The following is a 17611-nucleotide window of genomic DNA, read 5'->3' on the forward strand; positions in this document are numbered from 1 at the left end:
TCCCGTTCTCACGGGCGTGATGTTTGCGTCTGGGTGCCCGTACAACACATGCTCAACACACCTGTCCTGCTGCCGAGGATCGCCTCCGAGCGGTCTACGTCATGAGCGACCCGCCATTGACGTCCAAACAAGCGCCGGTGACGTAGCTGGATTCATCGCTCACGAGAAAGACCACCACGCTGGCTAACTCTTCCGGATCAGGCAAACGTCGTAGCGGTGTGGCCTCGATCATGCGCGACTGCTCTTCGTCCGTCATGTTGTCCCAGGCGGCCTGCAGCGCCGGGCCGCTCACGGTAAAGCTCGGCACGAGACAATTCACGTTGATGCCGAAAGGCCCGAGGTCCTTGGCGACCTGGCGCGTCAGCCCGATGACGCCAATCTTGGCGCAGATGTATTCCGGCGTAACCTGCCCGAACCACGCCGTGCCGCGGGCGGCGCGGGAGGAGACGTTCACGATTTTGCCGCTTCGTTGGCGTTGCATGTGCGGCGTAACGTGCTTCATGCAGAGCATGGTGGCGGTGAGGTTGATTGCCATGATCTCGTCCCAGTGCTCGCGATCGATCTTGTCTATATCTGCGGACGCGGGGCGCTGTCCCGCTCCGCCCGCGTTGTTGACGAGGATGTCGATCCGACCGTACTCCGCCACCACCTGTTCCACCATCTGTTGCACGGCTCGCTCAACTGTCAGGTCTGTGTGCACTGCCAAGGCCTGGTGGCCCCGCGCTCGGATCGCCCGTGCCGTGCCTTCGCAATCTGCCACGTCGACGACAACCACGCGGCCGCCCTCGCGCGCGATGGCGTGGGCATAGGCCGCTCCCAGGCCGGCCGCGGCACCGGTGACGATAGCAACTTTATCTTGTAACCGCATCCTCGTTTCCTCTCCATTAGGTGTCAGTCGCATTCTCATCGCTTTGCAGGCAGGTCCCGACGGGTGCTCATCCCTCCCGGTCGGAAGACGGTAGCGACCTCTTGCCGGTGCAAGATTAAGCCTCGTTACAAGCCGTAGCGCGGGGGCTTGTCCCCCGCTTCTTGGCGCCTTAGGAGAACACCACCGCGAGCAAGGTGGTCAGTTGAAATGCCGATTCGTACAGTACACAATGACCAGGCAATCAGCCATGCTTGTAATCAGCAAGGGAGTTTCCAGAGCAGCGCGCCTTGCTCGCCGGCGAGGCACACATTCGGGTCGTCCAGTCTAACCCACGAGAAACAGAACGTGATTGTTTCGCCGGTGCCTGCGTATAGCTCGTTGTGAAGCCACGACTCCGGAGCATCTGTGGTGAGCAAGAGATGAAAGAAATAACGGTCATGGCTTTTGGGTTCTGCTTGCCAAATCCGGCGTCCCAAGTATGTGGCTATACGAAACGCCGTCCGGGATAGGCCGGTTTCCTCATGCACTTCACGGAGCACCGCCACATCGAGTGTCTCGCCTTCTTCCACGGTCCCGGCCGGCACTTGCACACCGGCCTCAGGAAAGTCACGGTGCGTGAAAACCAAGAGTTCGTCTCCCCGTGTGATGTACGCAACTACCTTCTTGACAGTTTTCGTCATCACGACCCCATGCGCAGACTCCACTAACCTAACCTTATTTTATTGCCGCCAAACGCCGGCGCAGATCGAGCTCAGGCGTCTGCCAAGGATCGACACGCACGTCCAGCAGCACCGGACCATTAGCCGAAAACGCCGCTTCCAATGCCGGCACAAGCTCTGCTGGGTCTCTCACACTCAAGCCCTCACAACCAAAGCCCCGTGCAATCAGGGCATATTCGGTATCCGGGAAATCTACTTCTTCATAGTCGCCGCTGTAGTTCAGCATTTCCGAGATCTTGCTGTAGCCGAGGCAGCTGTTGTTCAACACCACCACGGTTATGTCCAGCCCGTATTTGGCAAGCACGGCCAACTCGCCGATAGCATAGGTGACGCTGCCGTCGCCGACCACAACCACCACCTTGCCCTCCGGCTGCGCAAAACGCGCGCCAATCGCTGCCGGTACGCCGAACCCCATCGTCGCCAGACCGCGCGGGAACAAGAAGCGCTGCCCACCGCGAAGCGTGCGCAGATACGAGCCGACCCACCCCACGGAAAAACTGGCATCGGAGACCACGATATCCTCCGGCTTGAGCCGCTCCTGAATCTGTGCCATGAGGTGCTGGGGTCGAATCGGCGTCGCCGTATCGTTCATTTCCGCACCAATTTCGCTCTGCCATTGCGCCTTAAATCCAGCCACCTGGGCGAGCCATGCGCTTCGCTCCGGCTGCACGTCTGCGCATGCAATCGCCAGCGCTTCCAGACCGGCGCGGGCATCGGCCACCATGCCCGCTTCGACCTGATAGATCTTTCCAATTTCAGCCGGGTCGATGTCTACGTGCACGATGTGTTGCGTCCGCGCGGGCTGTGTCCACGCCGACGTCACCTGCTGAGATGACTTCATACCCACGAGAACGACCACGTCGGCGGCAGCGACCACGTGGTTAGCAGCCTCTGAGCCGTACTGCCCTCCCATGACGCCAATGGCGAGTGGATGCTCGTCAGGAAAGACACCCTTGCCGGAGATCGTTGTCGCAACCGGCATATGAAGACGCTCGGCAAGAGTGCGCAGGGCTTCCCACGCTTGGGATATCGCCACACCGCCGCCTGCTACCAGCACGGGGCGTTCAGCGCTCTCGAGCACACGCGCCGCGTCAGCTACGTCCGCCGGATCAGGATGCGCGCGCCACGCGGGAAAGCTGCCGGCGCGTGGACTGCTAACCATGTCCGCCGCGCTTTCATCCCAATCCTCTTTGAATACGTCCGCCGGAATATCGAACACTACCGGTCCCGGTCTGCCTGCAGAGGCGAGTTGGAAACTGTAGCGTACCGTATCGGGCAACGATTCCTGAGTGGCTACGCGACAAGCACCTTTCGTGATCGGCGTGAAGGGAGAGACCTGCTCCACGCCCTGCGCCGTGCAGCCGCGCTCATTCCACACCATCCAATCGCGCGGCGCATTGCTCAGAATCCCCAGTAGGGGAATCGAGGAGTTATAGGCCTCAGCCATGCCGGACGGCAGCTTGAGCACGCCCACGCCAAAGGCAGCGTCGCAGACACCCACTTTGCCGCTCACGCGCGCATAGCCGTCAGCCGCATAGGCGCTGGAGCGCTCGTCGCGCACGGCAATGTGCCGCGCCCTGCCCCTGCGGCGGTGCAGCGCATCATTGAGCGGATAGCCTTGACCTCCGATGGCGCCAAAGACGAATTCCACGCCGTGGGCGATCAGCAACTCAGCCAAGAGGTCTCCGGTGTTCATGCGATGCTCCCTTTCTTCACTGGGTCGAGTATGGCTTTCTCTGCGCACACCCTTCCCCTAGCCGTATCTTATCAACAGACCTCAACTATTAGCCCGTGCACATTCGTTCATCCGCTCGTATCCGTACACCCGCTCGTATCCGTTTGCCTGAGCGAATCCGTTCATCCATCCATATCCGTTCGCACTGAGCCTGTCGAAGTGCAAACAGATACGCTTTCTAGGGTGCCAACAGTACGCCCAAAACACCCGGGGAAATCCGGCTGGCCCCGGCTCCTGTTTCACGAATCTATTGAGAAGATAACGCATTCTGCACACCAGGCGCGAACCCCGGCTGGGAGCGAGCCTATCGTGACCAATAGTGTGCACAAGCTTTTTGGTAGCACCCCTGGTTAAACCTGCCCAAAGGGGATACCATACAAGTGGCTGCCAATGCATCAGTTTACACAGCGACAAGCTCAGTGCGAACGGATGCGGCATGCGCCAAGATTGTTCAACACTTCAAGACATTACCCACTACCCCAATTCAGGACAAGGATCACCATCATCATGAAGATTACTGCCGTCAACGCGTTACCTATAGACCGCTATCTCTTTGTCCAGATCGAGACTGACGCCGGCATCACGGGGCTAGGGGAGTCCGGCACATGGGGCCACCTGGAAGCCTCACAAGCCGCCTTGGAAAAGTTCGCGCATTACCTCGTGGGTGAAGATCCCGGCCGCATCGAGCACCACTGGAACGTGATGTATCGCACCGCCCACTTCCGGGGTTCGGCGATCATGGGCGCGCTTTCCGCAATTGATATTGCGCTCTGGGACATCAAGGGCAAGGCACTCGGCGTGCCGGTCTACGATCTGCTGGGAGGCAAGTGCCGCGACAAGGCACGAGTCTACTATCACGTCTACGGCCGCACCATCGCAGAGCAAGTGCAGGGCTGCGTCGAGGCTCGCGAAAAGGGCTTCACCGCCGTCGGCCATCTGAATCCCTTGCTCGATGAGGGTCGCGACGTGCCCTTCTTCAAGACCCATGCCGCCCGCATTGGCGAAGCCGCCGATCACGTACGCCAGTACCGCGAGGCGGTGGGCACGGACGTTGACCTCTGCATCGAAATCCACCGGCAATTGACGCCCGCCGAAGCAGTGGTGCTAGCGCGCAGCATCGAGCAATATCACCCCTACTTCTACGAAGACCCCACGCTGCCCGACAGCTTCGACGCTATGGCGCAGATTGCGGACAAGATCGGCATCCCCATTGCCACCGGCGAGCGGCTGCACACGCTCCACGAATTTCAGATGCTGCTCACGCGGGGAGCCGTGCAGTACGTGCGGCCGGACGTCTGCCTGGTCGGCGGCATATCAGGCACCAAGAAGATTGCGGCGCTGGCGGAAGCGCATTACGTCGGCGTGGTGCCCCACAACCCGCTGTCGCCGGTGAGCACCGCCGCCTGCTTGCAGGTCGCCGCTTGCATTCCCAACTTCGCCATCCAGGAGTACCCCATTGGCGAAGACCGGCCGCCGAAGAGCGACATCGTGCAGACGGCCGCCCGGTGCGAGCAGGGCTTTCTCATCATCCCGGATGCGCCGGGCATTGGCATCGAACTGATGCCCGATGCCGCTGCAAAGCACCCGCCCGTGCCGCGTCCAACGGGCGCCCGCCTGCACGTAGACGGCAGCGTAGTGGACCAGTAGGTCCATGATCGGTATACACGTGCGCAGAACTCGAGGAGTTGCAAGTATGAGTGGGGGGCTGGGCCATAGTGCGGCGAGACGCGCCCTACGCATGGCAAGTCTAGCACTACTTGGCGTTTGGATTCTGGGAGGGCTCTCTGCTTGTGGGCCGGGAAGCGTCAGCGAGATCGAAGTCCGCATCAACAATATATCTCAGTTCGACTTTACCGAAGTGAGTGTCGCCGACCAGCCTCTTGGCGACATCGCCGCCGGGGCGCGCAGCGACTACGTGATTGTCACGACGCGCTTAGGCTATGCGGTGGTCAAGCTCACGGCAGACGGCCGCAAGGTGACCGGGCAAACGCTGAACTATGGTGCTAAGCGCTTTACCTACGAAATCGACGTAGTTGACCTCTTGGCAGGCCAGTTAACTATCAACGTGATTCCGGAGAATGAACTGGCTGAAGGGGAGTCCCCGTAGCGGGAAGCTGCTACGCAATTCGGAGGCGTTGCCCTGACGACCCAGAGCGTTCCAGATTAACGCAGCCGCGAGCGCAGTTTCGCCCAGCGGGTGAAGGCGTGGACGAACCAGGAACTCTGCCGTTTAATGAGGCGGCCTGACCGCAGGGAATCGAGAAACGTCTGCGGCGAATCGAAGTCCGCCATCTCGACGTAAGAGCGCCCCAGCTCGTGGGCTGTGTGGGAATCGCTCCCGACCACCGGGACGAGGCCTTGCTCTGCGGCTAGCAGGTCCGCGCGCCGGTTGTCACGCTCGAAAGCCGTGCGCGCATTGAACACTTCAATTATGTCCACTTGTGGCAGGATTCTCAGCAGCGCCTCTTCTGAGAGGCGCGACCGGCGAAAGCGGTCAAATGGATGCGGGATCATCACCAGACCCTGCTGGTCGCGAATGTGCCGGATGGTCTCCTCCGGCGTGAGACCGCGCGCGATTTCCTCGTGAAGGAAGAGGCCGATGATCTCGCCTTCGCACGTCCTCACCTCGCTGCCCACAATCACCCGCAGCGGCGCCCATTCCCGCAGAGCGAGTGCACCGGCGATGGTGTTGTGGTCCGTAACCGCCACGCAGTCGATACCCTCGCGCTGCCAGCCTGCGACGGCGTCTTCCAACGCGAGTTCTGAGTCCGACGAATATTCAGTATGAGTATGCAAATCGACTCGCACGAAGCGTTTCTCCTGATACAGTCCCGTCATTGCGATGAGAATAGACCGCAGCCAATCCGTCATTCCCGCGCACGCGGGAATCCATCTTCAGTCTTCAGCCCCAGACTCTCCCCGTGAGGAAGCCGACCCTCACCGCCGTATCACATACGGGGCAGGCTCTAGCCTTCTTCCAGAGTAGAGGGGGCAGAGCCGTAGCCGCGTGGATGCCGCTGCAGCCAGTCCCACGCACTGCTGATGATCGTCTCCAGATCCGAGTAAATCGGTTCCCAGCCGAGTTCGCGGCGAATTTTGGCTGCGCTTGCCAACGATGCCGCAGCGTCGCCGGCGCGGCGGGGACACTCCCGCACGGGAATGGGTCGACCGGTGATGCGCCGCGCAGTCTCGATGACTTCCAGATTGGTCGCGCCCTGTTCGCTGCCAATATTGTAAACCGTCACACCAACTCCACCGTTCCTGCCACCCTCTCCATCAATCTTGGTCGTACCAATTTCATTCCCGATTTCTTGCCCATCGACACCAAGCTTTTCCTTGTCATTCTCAGTCCCATCTCGGACATTCCCGCGCAAGCTCGCTTCGTGCCGGGGCACGGAATCCATCTTCTCGATTGCCAGCAAATGCGCCTGCGCCAAATCGCGCACGTGAATGTAGTCGCGGCTCGCCGTACCGTCGTGGGTCGCGTAGTCGGTGCCAAAGAGATCCAGATGCGCCCGCGCTCCCTGCGCCACCTGAAGCACGATGGGGATGAGATGGCTTTCCGGTCGATGGTCTTCTCCGCACCTGGCGGTAGCGCCCGCCGCATTAAAAAAACGGAACACAGTGCCCGTTATCCCGTACGCCTGCGCGTACCACTGGATGATGCTCTCCACCTGGCGCTTGCTCTCACTGTAAGGATTAAGCGGGTCAATCGGATGGTCCTCTTCTATCGGCAGTGATTCCGGCGTGCCGTAGACGCCGGCGGTTGACGAGAACACGATGTGGGAAGCCTTTGCCGCAACCATGGCATCCAGGACATGCAGGGTGTTGGCAGCATTATTGCGGAAGTACTTGCCGGGGTCGTGCATCGATTCGCCCATCTGGATGTAGGCCGCCATGTGCACGACGACATCTGGTGCCGCAGCGAGCATGACATCGCGCAATATCGCAGCGTCCCCGGTATCACCGCAGACGAGCTCCGCCCGCCGATCAACCGCTGCGCGATGGCCGGTCTCTAAGCTATCGAAAACGGTGACATCATGACCGTTATCCAGCAACAACTCGGTGACGACGCTGCCAATGTACCCTGCGCCTCCCGTAACAAAGACTTTCACCTATGCTCCTCAGCGGCTGACTCTGATAACACTGGTTGTCCAAAATCCTATGAATGTGATTTCGTCAAACTCTCTCATGCCAATGTACACTTTGTTCTCGTCAACGTACCGTAGCGCGGGGGCTTGTCTCCCGCCAGATCGCGCAAGAGCAAGTACCCGCATATCCAAGCGCTCAAATGTCGCTCAACACTCTTTTCCCACTACGCACTAACACTACAAGGGGCCCCCACACTCGCACTTTGGAGTCTCCTAGCAGGCATGAGTGCTGGATTCCGGCTTCCGCCGGAATGACGGCTGAGTTCGCGACTGCCTTTCGAGTCAATGCTAGCGTGATTTCCATTCCCGTATCAAACCCTATACAGCTTTCTATCTCACCGCTCACCATGCATGTCAGGGTAAGGAAAGCGGCGGCGAAATGCGGAATACAAGCCAAAGCCACCCAAAAGGAGTATTCCGTCAACCAAGAAAACTCCTGACAGCGAAAGCGAGGCCACCATGCCGCTCGCGACTCGTCCGACGGCGGTGCCGCCCAAGCCTACACTGGTCAGCAACCCAAAGCCCGCGCCCCGGCGCTCCGGCGGCACGAATGGCTCCGCAGCCGTATATACCAAAGCCGGAACGGTGCCGGTGAAGAGCGAGAGCAGCGGGCGGAAGACCAACAGGTGCCAGAGTTGGCTGGCAAAGAAGAGAGGCACGCACACGACGGCGCCACAAATGAGGCCCGGCAGCACTGCGATGTGCGCCAGCCGCGTGGGGACCACCCGACCCACGAACGCATTTGCCAGCACGTACGTTGCCGCACTCAGGGCGGTGATCAGCCCAACGGTGGCTGCTACCCTATCGGGCGCGACGCCAAGGTGCTGCATGTAGAGCGGTATGATTGGCAGCGTACTGCCCTCGGCGTAGAACGAGACCAGCAACAAGACCGAAAGCATCCCCATCTGCGGCTGGGAGAAGATCATCTGCCAAGGCGAGCCAGCGCTCGTCTGCGGGCGTTGCGGCTTGAGCCCTTCCCCTCGCGGATACAAGACCGCGACCATCACGGTCGCAATCCAAAACATCACTCCGGCCAGCACGAAGACCGCCTTCAGTCCGAACACAAACGCGAAAGCGCCCCCCATTGCCGGCGCGAGAATGGGCGCGCCGAAGTTCACCATCTGCAGCCAGCCAAAGGCGCGCACCATGTGTTCGCGCGGCGCGTGCTCGGCGATCGCGGCGGCAAAGAACGTCCAGTACACGCCGCAAAAGCCGAAGAGCATGCGTCCGACGAGAAGGTGCCAAGGGCTGGTGGCCAGCGCTAAGGCGGAAATGGTAAAGCCGCCGAGTCCCAGGCCGATGAGGGCTAGCGGCTTCAAGCCGATACGGTCGCCGACCTGACCGAGGTACGGCACCGCAAGGAACGAGGTGAGCGGCGTGATCGCCACCAGCACGCCGCTCCACCGCGCGGCAACCCCAATGTCGTGGATGCCGAGCTCCTCCATGTAGAGCGGTACGAACGGCAAGAACGCCGGTACCCCAAGTTGAGCGGTGAATGCCGCGAGAAGCACCGGGAAGATGCGCCGTTGCCAGGGTGTCACTAGCGGGGACATCCCCAAGGATTGCTCGTAGCGAGCTTGGCCTCTTCCCACAGGGAGTCGAGTTTCTCGAACGAGAAGTCGCTGAGTTCGCCGCCCGCGTTGCGGGCGACCTCTTCCATATAGCCGAAGCGCCGCCGGAACTTGCTGTTCGAGGCCCGCAGCGCCTCTTCCGCATCCACTTCCAGCCACTTGGCAACCTGCGCCATGACAAAGAGCACGTCGCCCAATTCCTCAAAGCGCTCCTCGGTGGTTTCGGCGGCGTCCAATTCATCCAATTCTTCCTGCAATTTGGCCAGCACATCCTCGAGGTCCGGCCAATCGAATCCGACCTTCGCTACTGCCTTGCCGATGGCTTGTGCCGCGGTCAGGCCCGAGAGCGAGCGGGGTACCCGATCCAGCAGCGAGTGCCGCTCTTTGCCCTGTGCCGCATGCTCTTCCTGCTTGATTGACTCCCAGTTGGCAAGGGCCTGCTCAGCACTGCCAACCGCGCGGCCGCCAAACACGTGGGGGTGCCGCCGCACGAGCTTCTCACCAATGCCCCGCACCACGTCGTCAAAAGTGAAGTCTCCCTGTTCCTCTGCAATCTGCGCCTGAAAGTACACCTGAAGCAGCAAGTCGCCGAGCTCTTCACGAAGCGCGCCGAAATCTTCTTCATCCAGGGCGTCGAGCACCTCAGCGGTCTCTTCGAGCAGGTGCTTCTTGAGTGTCTGTAGAGTCTGCTCTTGGTCCCACGGACAGCCGTCCGGGGCGCGCAAGCGCGCCATAAGCCAGCGGAGAGACTGCGGGTCCTCCAGCTTCTCGAGTGGAGTTAACGGCGGAATGAAGAGCACATCAGGTTGCTGTGTCATGGCTTCGCCGAGGATCAGCGTACGCACCTCCGGCTGTGGTTTATCAATGTAAGTCAGGATGCTAACTTCGTGTGTAAGCGGATATCGCCGCTTAATTGCCTGCAGGGAACGGGACGTGGCATTTGCTGCCAGAACGAGTACTGGTGTATCGGTTGCGCCAAGCGTTGCCGTACCACTTACCACCACGTGCGGTTCACTGCCGAACCCGAGATGTGCATATGCCTGCTCCAGCAGGCTGTGCCCAGCTACAACCTGCACGTCCCAACCCAATGCAGCGGCGCGGTGGTGCAGTTCGCGGGCGCATGCGTCATCGACCAGCGGGTTCCCAATGGCGACGTAGGCCCCATCTTCCCGGCTCTCTAGCAGACTCTGAATCCTGGCCGAGGTAGTTTCCCGTAGCCGCTCACCGCATACTCGCCGTAGCACCGGGCTACGGGGATTGCTCGCGAGAATAGTTTCGCATTGCCGCAAGAGAGCATCCACACGACCGGCATCAGCGCAAACGACGCGTGGGTCTAGCCCGAGGAAAAGCAATTGAGGCATCGGTGTTCTCATTCCCTTCCGTGCCATTGTAGCACGCTGCCTCGACACTCTTTATGCGCTTCTCCCCGGTTCACGCCTAACGAGAGTCTTAGCCGCATGGCTGCAAACTTATTCGGTGTCGGCGCCAGTCCTCACACGTTGAAAGCCGTGCTGAGAGGGGGTAGAATGAGCGTAGATACAGTGGTCCCGAACCCATGGTCTCTGTGAATCTCTTTGCAGGATTGCGATGCAATTGAAGCGCACGCCTCTCTATGCAACCCACGTCGCGGCTAGCGCGCGCATCGTGCCCTTTGCGGGCTGGGAAATGCCCGTTCAGTATGAGGGTGTCATCGCCGAGCACCAGGCAGTGCGCAGCGCGATCGGCCTGTTCCACATCAGCCATATGGGCATCCTCGACTTCGCCGGAGACGGCGTCTGCGCCTTCCTGGATACTATTCTGACGAACAAAGTATCCGACCTTGCCGAAAACCAGATTCGTTACAGCCTCGTGTGTCGACCGGATGGCGGCGTGCTCGATGACGTCCTAATCTACCGGTTGCCGACGCACTACCGGCTGGTCGTAAATGCCTCCAATACCGACAAGATCGTCGGTTGGTTGGAGCACCAAATTTCAACCCAGCATTGGACCATCACCATAACGGTTCAGAATAGCGTGCTCGCCCTGATCGCCGTACAAGGCCCGGGAGCAACTGCGCTACTTCAAGACTTGGTTGGGTCAGCGGCAGACCTTGCTGCGATCCGCTACTATCGCGGCACGCAAGTTCCCTTTCTCGGCAAGACTATCACCGCTACGCGCACCGGCTACACCGGCGAAGACGGCTTCGAGCTCTTCGTCCCTGCTGACGACGCGGAAACAGCCTGGCGTACACTGCTTGCTGAGGGCGCGCCACACGGCATCAGACCCGTTGGTCTCGGCGCCCGCGATACCCTGCGACTGGAAGCCGGACTACCGCTGTACGGGCACGAATTGGATGACGCGACAAATCCCTTTGACGCAGGACTGCAGAAGTTCGTGCGATTCAGGAACCGTCAATTCATCGGCAAAGAGGCTTTGATGGAAGTGCGGCAATTGGGTCCTGACAGGGAGTTGATCGGCCTGGAACTCATAGATCGCGGCATCGCGCGAGACGGATGTCTCATCGTTGTGGATGGCGAAGATGTCGGCGTCGTTACCAGCGGCACGTTCAGCCCTACACTGCAAAAGGCGATTGCGATCGCGAACGTCGAGACAGGGTCGGCACTGGTGGGCACTACGGTTCACGTGCGCATCCGCGCGGACTTGCGCGCGGCCAGAGTGGTGGCATTGCCGTTCTATCGACGCCCGCGGTGAATGGCCTTTCGCATTCGCAAGCCAACACGCCACGCGCACGCTTGCTCGCAGATCGAGCGGAACGCTATCGTTGACGATCACACCGGACCTGAACACGCGCACGTTCAAGAGATAGCTAGAAGCCACCGGAAGCGCTGCGGTATCATGGGGGCGGCAGAGAGGGGATACATGGGCTGCGAAACTGCGAGAGGTGTATTGCAACGGAGAAGCATATGAACATTCCGGAAGAACTGTGCTATACGAAAGAGCACGAATGGGCGCGCATGGAGGATGGCCTCTGCGTGATAGGAATCACGGACTACGCCCAGGGAGAACTCGGTGACATCGTTTACGTTGAGTTGCCCGAGCCGGGCACGCATGTGGACATCATGGGCGAGTTTGGCGTAGTAGAGTCGGTGAAGACGGCCTCCGACCTCTATTCGCCCCTTGCCGGCGAGATCGTGGAAATCAATGACGAGCTCGCCGATAGCCCTGAGTTAGTCAACGATTCCCCGTATGAGGAAGGCTGGATGCTGAAGATCCGGCCTTCTAATCTTGAGGAGGACTGGGAGACGCTGTTGGATGCAGACGGTTACAAAGAAGTGCTTGCCGAGTCCGGCGCCCACTGAGCTGTGTTGTGAATAACGTCAAGGCTTGCACGCGCTAAGAATCGGTAACGTTTCTTTACTCTCGGTCGTTCCCAAGCGTGCGCAGTTTTCTTTCATTCCGATCGGAGCCCATTCACTGTCATTCCGAACGGAGCGTAGCGGAGTGAGGAATCTATAGAACTTGGCCAAGAGTCTAGACAAGACTTACTACGTGTACATTCTGACCAACGGTGTCCGAACGCTCTATGTAGGTGTCACCAACGATGTCTTTCGTCGCATTCATGAGCATAGGCAGAAACTCATTCCGGGTTTCACAAGGAAGTACAATTTGACCTGGTTGGCCTACTATGAAGAAACCTCGGACGTCGCCTCTGCAATTGCGCGAGAAAAGCAAATCAAGAGTTGGCGTAGAAGCAAGAAAGTTGACCTAATCGAGTCCGTGAATCCTCGTTGGAAGGACTTGGCGCTAGAATGGTTTGAAGGTGATCAATAGCAACTCTAGATTCCTCGCTGCGCTCGGAATGACAAACACTGCGGACTGCTAGACACTGCGGGAGGATGATCGAAGTCCGACAAGTTCGAATGATGGTTCGAATGACTAAAAGAAGGTGCCATGGACTACGTACCACACAGTAACGAAGACCGGGAGGCTATGCTGCGGGCCATTGGTGTAGCCGGCAGTGAAGACCTCTTTCACGACATTCCGACGGACGTGCGTCATCCGCACCTTGACTTGCCGCCGGGGATGTCCGAACCGGAGGTCATTCGCCACCTGAACGCGCTGGGCCAGCAGAACAGCAACGTGCTTGAAACGCCGAGCTTCCTTGGCGCTGGCTGCTACAACCACTTTATCCCCAGCATTGTGAATGCCCTCATTCTGCGGGGCGAATTCCTCACAAGCTACACACCCTACCAGCCCGAATTATCCCAGGGAACCCTGCAGGTTATGTATGAGTTTCAGAGCATGGTCTGCCTGCTCACGGGCATGGATGTGGCCAACGCGAGCATGTACGACGAAGCCACCGCCACGGCTGAAGCGGTGCTCACGGCTTGCAGCATTACCAAGCGTTCCAAGGTCGTTGTGCCGGACACGTTCCACCCAACCACGTTGGAGGTGCTGGAAACGTACGCCGAGGGCCGTGAATTGTCCCTGGTACGGGTGCCGGCGTTCACCATCGACGATGACGGCAGCTTCCGTGATAATTGGGACGCCGTGAGCGCCGCCATTGATGACGATACCGCCTGCGTCGCAGTGCAGGTGCCGAATTTCTTCGGCTGGGTGCACGAGTGCCAGGACATTGCGGACACCGTGCACGCTCACGGCGCTATGTTCGTCGTGAGCGCCGATCCCGTAGCCCTGGGCATCCTGACGCCGCCGGGAGAATACGGCGCCGACATCGTCACCGGTGAGGGACACAGCTTGGCGCTGCCACCCGGTTTCGGCGGTCCGCGCCTCGGTCTTTACGCGACACGCAAGAAATACCTGCGCCAGATGCCGGGCAGGGTCTCGGGCATGACGAAAGACATCGACGGCAAGCGCGGTTTCGTAATGACGCTCCAAGCCCGCGAGCAGCACATCCGACGCGAGAAAGCTACCTCGAACATCTGCACCAACGAAGCGCTGGCAGCGCTGGCATTCACGATCAACGTGAGCTGGCTTGGTCCCGCCGGCATGCGCAAGAAGGCGGAGCTCTGTCTCGCGAAGTCACATTATGCCGCAGCGCAGATTGACGCGCTGCCCGGCTTTTCCGTTACTGCCCCCGGCCCCTACATCAAGGAATTCGTGGTGCACTGCCCCGCAACGGTGAGCGACGTGAATGAGCACCTCCTGGCGCACGGCGTGTTGGGCGGCTACGACCTTGGCAATCTACGCGCTGAGCTTGACCGTCACATGCTCGTCTGCGTCACGGAACTCAATACACGACAGGACATTGACCGCCTCATTGGGGCCTTAGGTGAATTCAACACTTAGCCATTGAGATTAGTCCATCCCCAACTAAAAACGACAACGCGACAACTGCAAACTGAATGACCTCTACACAACCAGGAAATGCAAAGATGCAGAATGCAGAGCCCCTAATCTTCGAGCGCAGTTCTCCCGGACGCCATGGTTACTCTTTGCCGGACAGCGACGTACCGGCCCTGGATATTGAAGAGGCCGTGCCCGGGCACTGGCAGCGAGAATCGCTGGCGCTGCCGGAAGCGTCGGAACTCGACGTCGTGCGGCACTTCACGCGCCTTTCGCAGCAAAACTACAGTATTGAGCACGATTTCTACCCACTTGGCTCCTGCACGATGAAGTACAACCCCAAGGTGAACGACGCCACCGCCGGTCTGCCCGGCTTTTCATTCGTGCATCCACACCAGCCGGAGAGCACGATTCAGGGCGCGCTGGCCCTCATTCACCGTCTTTCCCAAGCGCTAATGAAAATAACCGGCTACGCCAACTGCTCGCTGCAACCGGCGGCGGGCGCGCACGGCGAACTATGCGGCGTGCTGATGATGCGTGCGCATCACGTCAAGCAAGGCAATCCGCGCCGCAAGATGATCATTCCGGACTCCGCCCACGGCACGAACCCGGCCACCGCCGCCATGTGCGGCTACACCGCCATCGAAGTGCCTTCCAGCGACCGCGGCACTGTGGATATGGACGCACTGGCCGCGCTGCTCGATGAGGACGTGGCCGGCCTGATGCTCACCGTGCCGAATACGCTCGGCCTCTTTGAGCAAGACATCGTGGAAATCTGCCGCATGGCCCACGAGGTCGGCGCGCTCGTCTACTGCGACGGCGCGAATATGAACGCTCTCCTAGGCACGGTGCAGCCCGCCGCCCTGGGGCTGGACGTGTTGCATCTTAACTTGCATAAGACATTTACCACCCCCCACGGCGGCGGCGGACCCGGCGCGGGCGCGATCTGCGTCAACGAAACGTTGGAACCGTACCTGCCGGTGCCTTTGGTAAGGGAGGAGGACGGCGTGTACGCGTGGGACTACAACCGCCCCGATTCCATCGGCCGCATCCACTCGTTCTACGGCAACTTTCTCAATCAGGTACGCGCGTATACCTACATCTGCACGCTTGGCGACGAGGGCGTCAAGCGCGCCGGCGAGTACGCCGTTCTGAACGCGAATTACCTCAAAGAACGCCTTCGCGGCGCCTACGCCCTCCGTTACGACCGCACCTGCATGCACGAGGTCGTCTTTGCGGGCTTGAAGGAAAAAGCCGAGGGCGTGCGCACGTTAGACGTTGCCAAACGCATGATCGACTATGGCTTCCATCCTTCCACGGTCTACTTCCCGCTCATCGTGCCGGAAGCCCTCATGATCGAGCCGACGGAGACCGAGAACAAAGACACGCTCGACGCCTTCATAGATGCACTGCTTGCCATCGCCGAGGAAGCGCGGACGGCTCCCGAGTTACTCAAAGAAGCCCCGGTTTCCGCGCCGGTACGTCGCCTTGACGAGACGACCGCCGCCCGCCGTCCCAACCTGCGCTGGGAACCACCGGAATAGGCTTGATTGACGGCATTGGCCGGTCTGAAGTCCTCGCACGGCGACGACGCCGAAGGTGATCTAGTCCTTCTTGCCGTCCTGCCGTGCCTGCCACTTGCGCCGCTGTTCCACGCGCACTTTCTCGGAAGCAGGCGTGTATTGGGCAAAAAACTCTTCCTTGAAGGTAGCGAACCGCTGCTCCCTAATAGCCGTGCGCGCAACTTCCAAGAGGCGAAAGATAAAGCGTAGGTTGTGCAGCGTGGCGAGGCGGAAGTAGAGCAACTCCCCGCTGCGGCAGAGGTGATGGAGGTAAGCCGCGCTGTAGTGTTGGCATGTGGGGCAGTCGCACGTTGGGTCTACGGGCGCTTCCTGCGTGCGGTACGTTGCTTTGCGAATGTTGGCGCGTCCCGTCGGCACGAAGAGCGCGCCGTGCCGTGCCAGACGCGTGGGCAGCACACAGTCAAAGAGGTCTACCCCGTTCCCAATGGCTTCCAGCAAGTCTTCCGGCGCACCGACTCCCATCAGGTAGCGGGGCTTACTTTCCGGTAGGATCATGTGCAGACTTGTAAGCATTCCGTACATGTCCGCTTTCGACTCGCCGACGCTCAGCCCGCCGATTCCATAGCCGGGAAAGTCGATCTCCTCCAACTCTCGTATAGCGCGCTCGCGTAGGTCCAGGTGCAAGCCGCCCTGCACGATGCCAAATAGCGCCTGGTCGTCCCGTCGCTTGGCATCCCGGCAACGCGCCGCCCATTGTAGCGTGCGGCGCAGCGCCCCTTCATCCACAGCGTGATCGGCGGGCTGGGCAGTGAGGTGGTCTAAAACCATGGCGATGTCCGCCCCGAGGGCCTCCTGCACGGCGACCGCCCGCTCCGGACTGAGCACGTGCAGACTGCCGTCGAGGTGCGAGCGGAAGGTAACGGCCTCATCGGTTACGTCCACCCGGTGTCCCAGGCTATAGATCTGGTACCCGCCGCTGTCGGTGAGGATGGGTCCCGGCCAGCGCATGAAGTCGTGTAGGCCGCCGAGTTGTTGCATGACGTCCGCGCCCGGCCGCAGCATCAGGTGGTACGTATTCGCCAGCACCATCTCCGCGCCAAGGGCTTCTACCTCATCTCCGGTGAGCGCCTTCACGCTCGCCTGCGTCGCCACGGGCATGAATGCGGGCGTGGCGACAGACCCGTGCGGCGTGGTCAACGTGCCCACACGAGCGGCGCCGTCTGTGGCCTCGATGCTCAGAGAAACAACTTCTGACATGGATTTTGTCCGCCTAGAGCTGCAATCACTTGCCCAACCCAGGTTTAGCCTATGAAAATGCTCACCGCATCTATCCACGCATTTCCTCCGTTCGTGCTGAGCCTGCCGAAGCATGAACGGAGGGGTATGACCTGACCCGGCATCCCTTTCTCAGAGGAATCATCAAGGACAGACGAGGTTTTCCTGTAGCGCGGGGGCTTGTCCCCCGCCTGTCCACTGTAGCGTCTTATATTGCGAACCGCACATAGAATTCCATGGGGTGTTCCCAGTCATCCGGCAAGATGCGCCGGAGCTAGTCGATTTCGGCTTAGGCTATGCAACATGTGTGACGTAAGGGCAGCCAACGGAGCGCAGCGCAGTGTCGAACCCTGTTCGACGCTACGCTCGGAATTGTAAATGTCAGGTAATTCTTTGACAGATTGGGAGAAAGAGTGGTGGGTCTTGGTTGCCATCGTCCATAGCACATGTCATTCCGAACGGAGCGCAGCGAAGAGAGGAATCTAAGATGTTGAGCCTATTGGGTGACACGTTGCATGGGCC

Annotated in this window: 15 protein-coding genes; 7 read left to right on the forward strand and 8 right to left on the reverse strand. The window is 60.0% G+C overall.

The genetic code is table 11. The annotated features are described in order from the left end of the window. Window positions 1-94: 94 nt before the first annotated feature. The 3 genes from OXE05_08835 to OXE05_08845 form a co-directional block, all read right to left on the reverse strand. The gene (locus OXE05_08835) at window positions 95-868 is read right to left on the reverse strand and encodes a glucose 1-dehydrogenase (GenBank protein ID MCY4437419.1); all 774 of its coding nucleotides are present in this window, start codon (window positions 866-868) and stop codon (window positions 95-97) included. Window positions 869-1125: 257 nt separating this feature from the next. Beyond that, window positions 1126-1548 carry an NUDIX domain-containing protein gene (locus OXE05_08840; GenBank protein ID MCY4437420.1) on the reverse strand — a complete coding sequence of 141 codons (423 nt, stop codon included), beginning with the start codon at window positions 1546-1548 and terminating at the stop codon, window positions 1126-1128. Window positions 1549-1582: 34 nt separating this feature from the next. Continuing rightward, window positions 1583-3283: a thiamine pyrophosphate-binding protein gene (locus tag OXE05_08845; protein ID MCY4437421.1), complete on the reverse strand. Its 1701-nt coding sequence runs from the start codon at window positions 3281-3283 to the stop codon at window positions 1583-1585. A 546-nt stretch (window positions 3284-3829) separates the two neighbouring features. On the opposite strand from OXE05_08845, the gene dgoD reads away from it, so the two are divergent. Continuing rightward, window positions 3830-4969 carry a galactonate dehydratase gene (gene dgoD, locus OXE05_08850; GenBank protein MCY4437422.1) on the forward strand — a complete coding sequence of 380 codons (1140 nt, stop codon included), beginning with the start codon at window positions 3830-3832 and terminating at the stop codon, window positions 4967-4969. Between the two features lie 46 nt (window positions 4970-5015). Continuing rightward, window positions 5016-5429, forward strand: a complete 414-nt coding sequence (locus tag OXE05_08855; GenBank protein MCY4437423.1) for a hypothetical protein — start codon at window positions 5016-5018, stop codon at window positions 5427-5429. 56 nt (window positions 5430-5485) lie between these two features. Here OXE05_08855 and OXE05_08860 read toward each other — a convergent pair whose 3' ends face one another. From OXE05_08860 to mazG, 4 genes are all read right to left on the reverse strand, one after another. After that, complete coding sequence (locus tag OXE05_08860) at window positions 5486-6130, reverse strand: PHP domain-containing protein (protein ID MCY4437424.1); 645 nt, start codon at window positions 6128-6130, stop codon at window positions 5486-5488. Between the two features lie 158 nt (window positions 6131-6288). Next, on the reverse strand, window positions 6289-7437 hold the full coding sequence (gene galE, locus OXE05_08865) for a UDP-glucose 4-epimerase GalE (protein ID MCY4437425.1): 1149 nt from the start codon (window positions 7435-7437) through the stop codon (window positions 6289-6291). 371 nt (window positions 7438-7808) lie between these two features. Beyond that, window positions 7809-9014, reverse strand: coding sequence for an MFS transporter (locus OXE05_08870; GenBank protein MCY4437426.1), 1206 nt, complete (start codon window positions 9012-9014; stop codon window positions 7809-7811). Then, on the reverse strand, window positions 9014-10405 hold the full coding sequence (gene mazG / locus OXE05_08875; protein ID MCY4437427.1) for a nucleoside triphosphate pyrophosphohydrolase: 1392 nt from the start codon (window positions 10403-10405) through the stop codon (window positions 9014-9016). Before mazG ends, OXE05_08870 begins: the two co-directional genes overlap by 1 nt. 232 nt (window positions 10406-10637) lie before the next feature. Between mazG and gcvT the strand changes: the two genes are divergently transcribed. The 5 genes from gcvT (at window position 10638) to gcvPB (ending at window position 15835) form a co-directional block, all read left to right on the forward strand. Then, complete coding sequence (gene gcvT / locus OXE05_08880) at window positions 10638-11735, forward strand: glycine cleavage system aminomethyltransferase GcvT (protein ID MCY4437428.1); 1098 nt, start codon at window positions 10638-10640, stop codon at window positions 11733-11735. Window positions 11736-11947: 212 nt separating this feature from the next. Then, window positions 11948-12343 (forward strand): glycine cleavage system protein GcvH, encoded by a 396-nt coding sequence (gene gcvH, locus OXE05_08885; protein MCY4437429.1) that lies wholly within the window; start codon window positions 11948-11950, stop codon window positions 12341-12343. A gap of 160 nt (window positions 12344-12503) precedes the next feature. Further along, the gene (locus OXE05_08890) at window positions 12504-12815 is read left to right on the forward strand and encodes a GIY-YIG nuclease family protein (GenBank protein MCY4437430.1); all 312 of its coding nucleotides are present in this window, start codon (window positions 12504-12506) and stop codon (window positions 12813-12815) included. A 120-nt stretch (window positions 12816-12935) separates the two neighbouring features. Next, window positions 12936-14294, forward strand: a complete 1359-nt coding sequence (gene gcvPA / locus OXE05_08895; protein ID MCY4437431.1) for an aminomethyl-transferring glycine dehydrogenase subunit GcvPA — start codon at window positions 12936-12938, stop codon at window positions 14292-14294. Window positions 14295-14380: 86 nt separating this feature from the next. Then, entirely contained in the window at window positions 14381-15835 is a 1455-nt protein-coding gene (gcvPB, locus tag OXE05_08900) for an aminomethyl-transferring glycine dehydrogenase subunit GcvPB (protein ID MCY4437432.1), read from the forward strand. Between the two features lie 60 nt (window positions 15836-15895). Here gcvPB and tgt read toward each other — a convergent pair whose 3' ends face one another. Beyond that, window positions 15896-17071 carry a tRNA guanosine(34) transglycosylase Tgt gene (gene tgt, locus OXE05_08905; protein MCY4437433.1) on the reverse strand — a complete coding sequence of 392 codons (1176 nt, stop codon included), beginning with the start codon at window positions 17069-17071 and terminating at the stop codon, window positions 15896-15898. Window positions 17072-17611 lie beyond the last annotated feature (540 nt).

It is taken from the genome of Chloroflexota bacterium (assembly GCA_026710945.1).
In the GTDB taxonomy this organism is placed as follows: Bacteria; Chloroflexota; UBA11872; order VXOZ01; family VXOZ01; genus VXOZ01.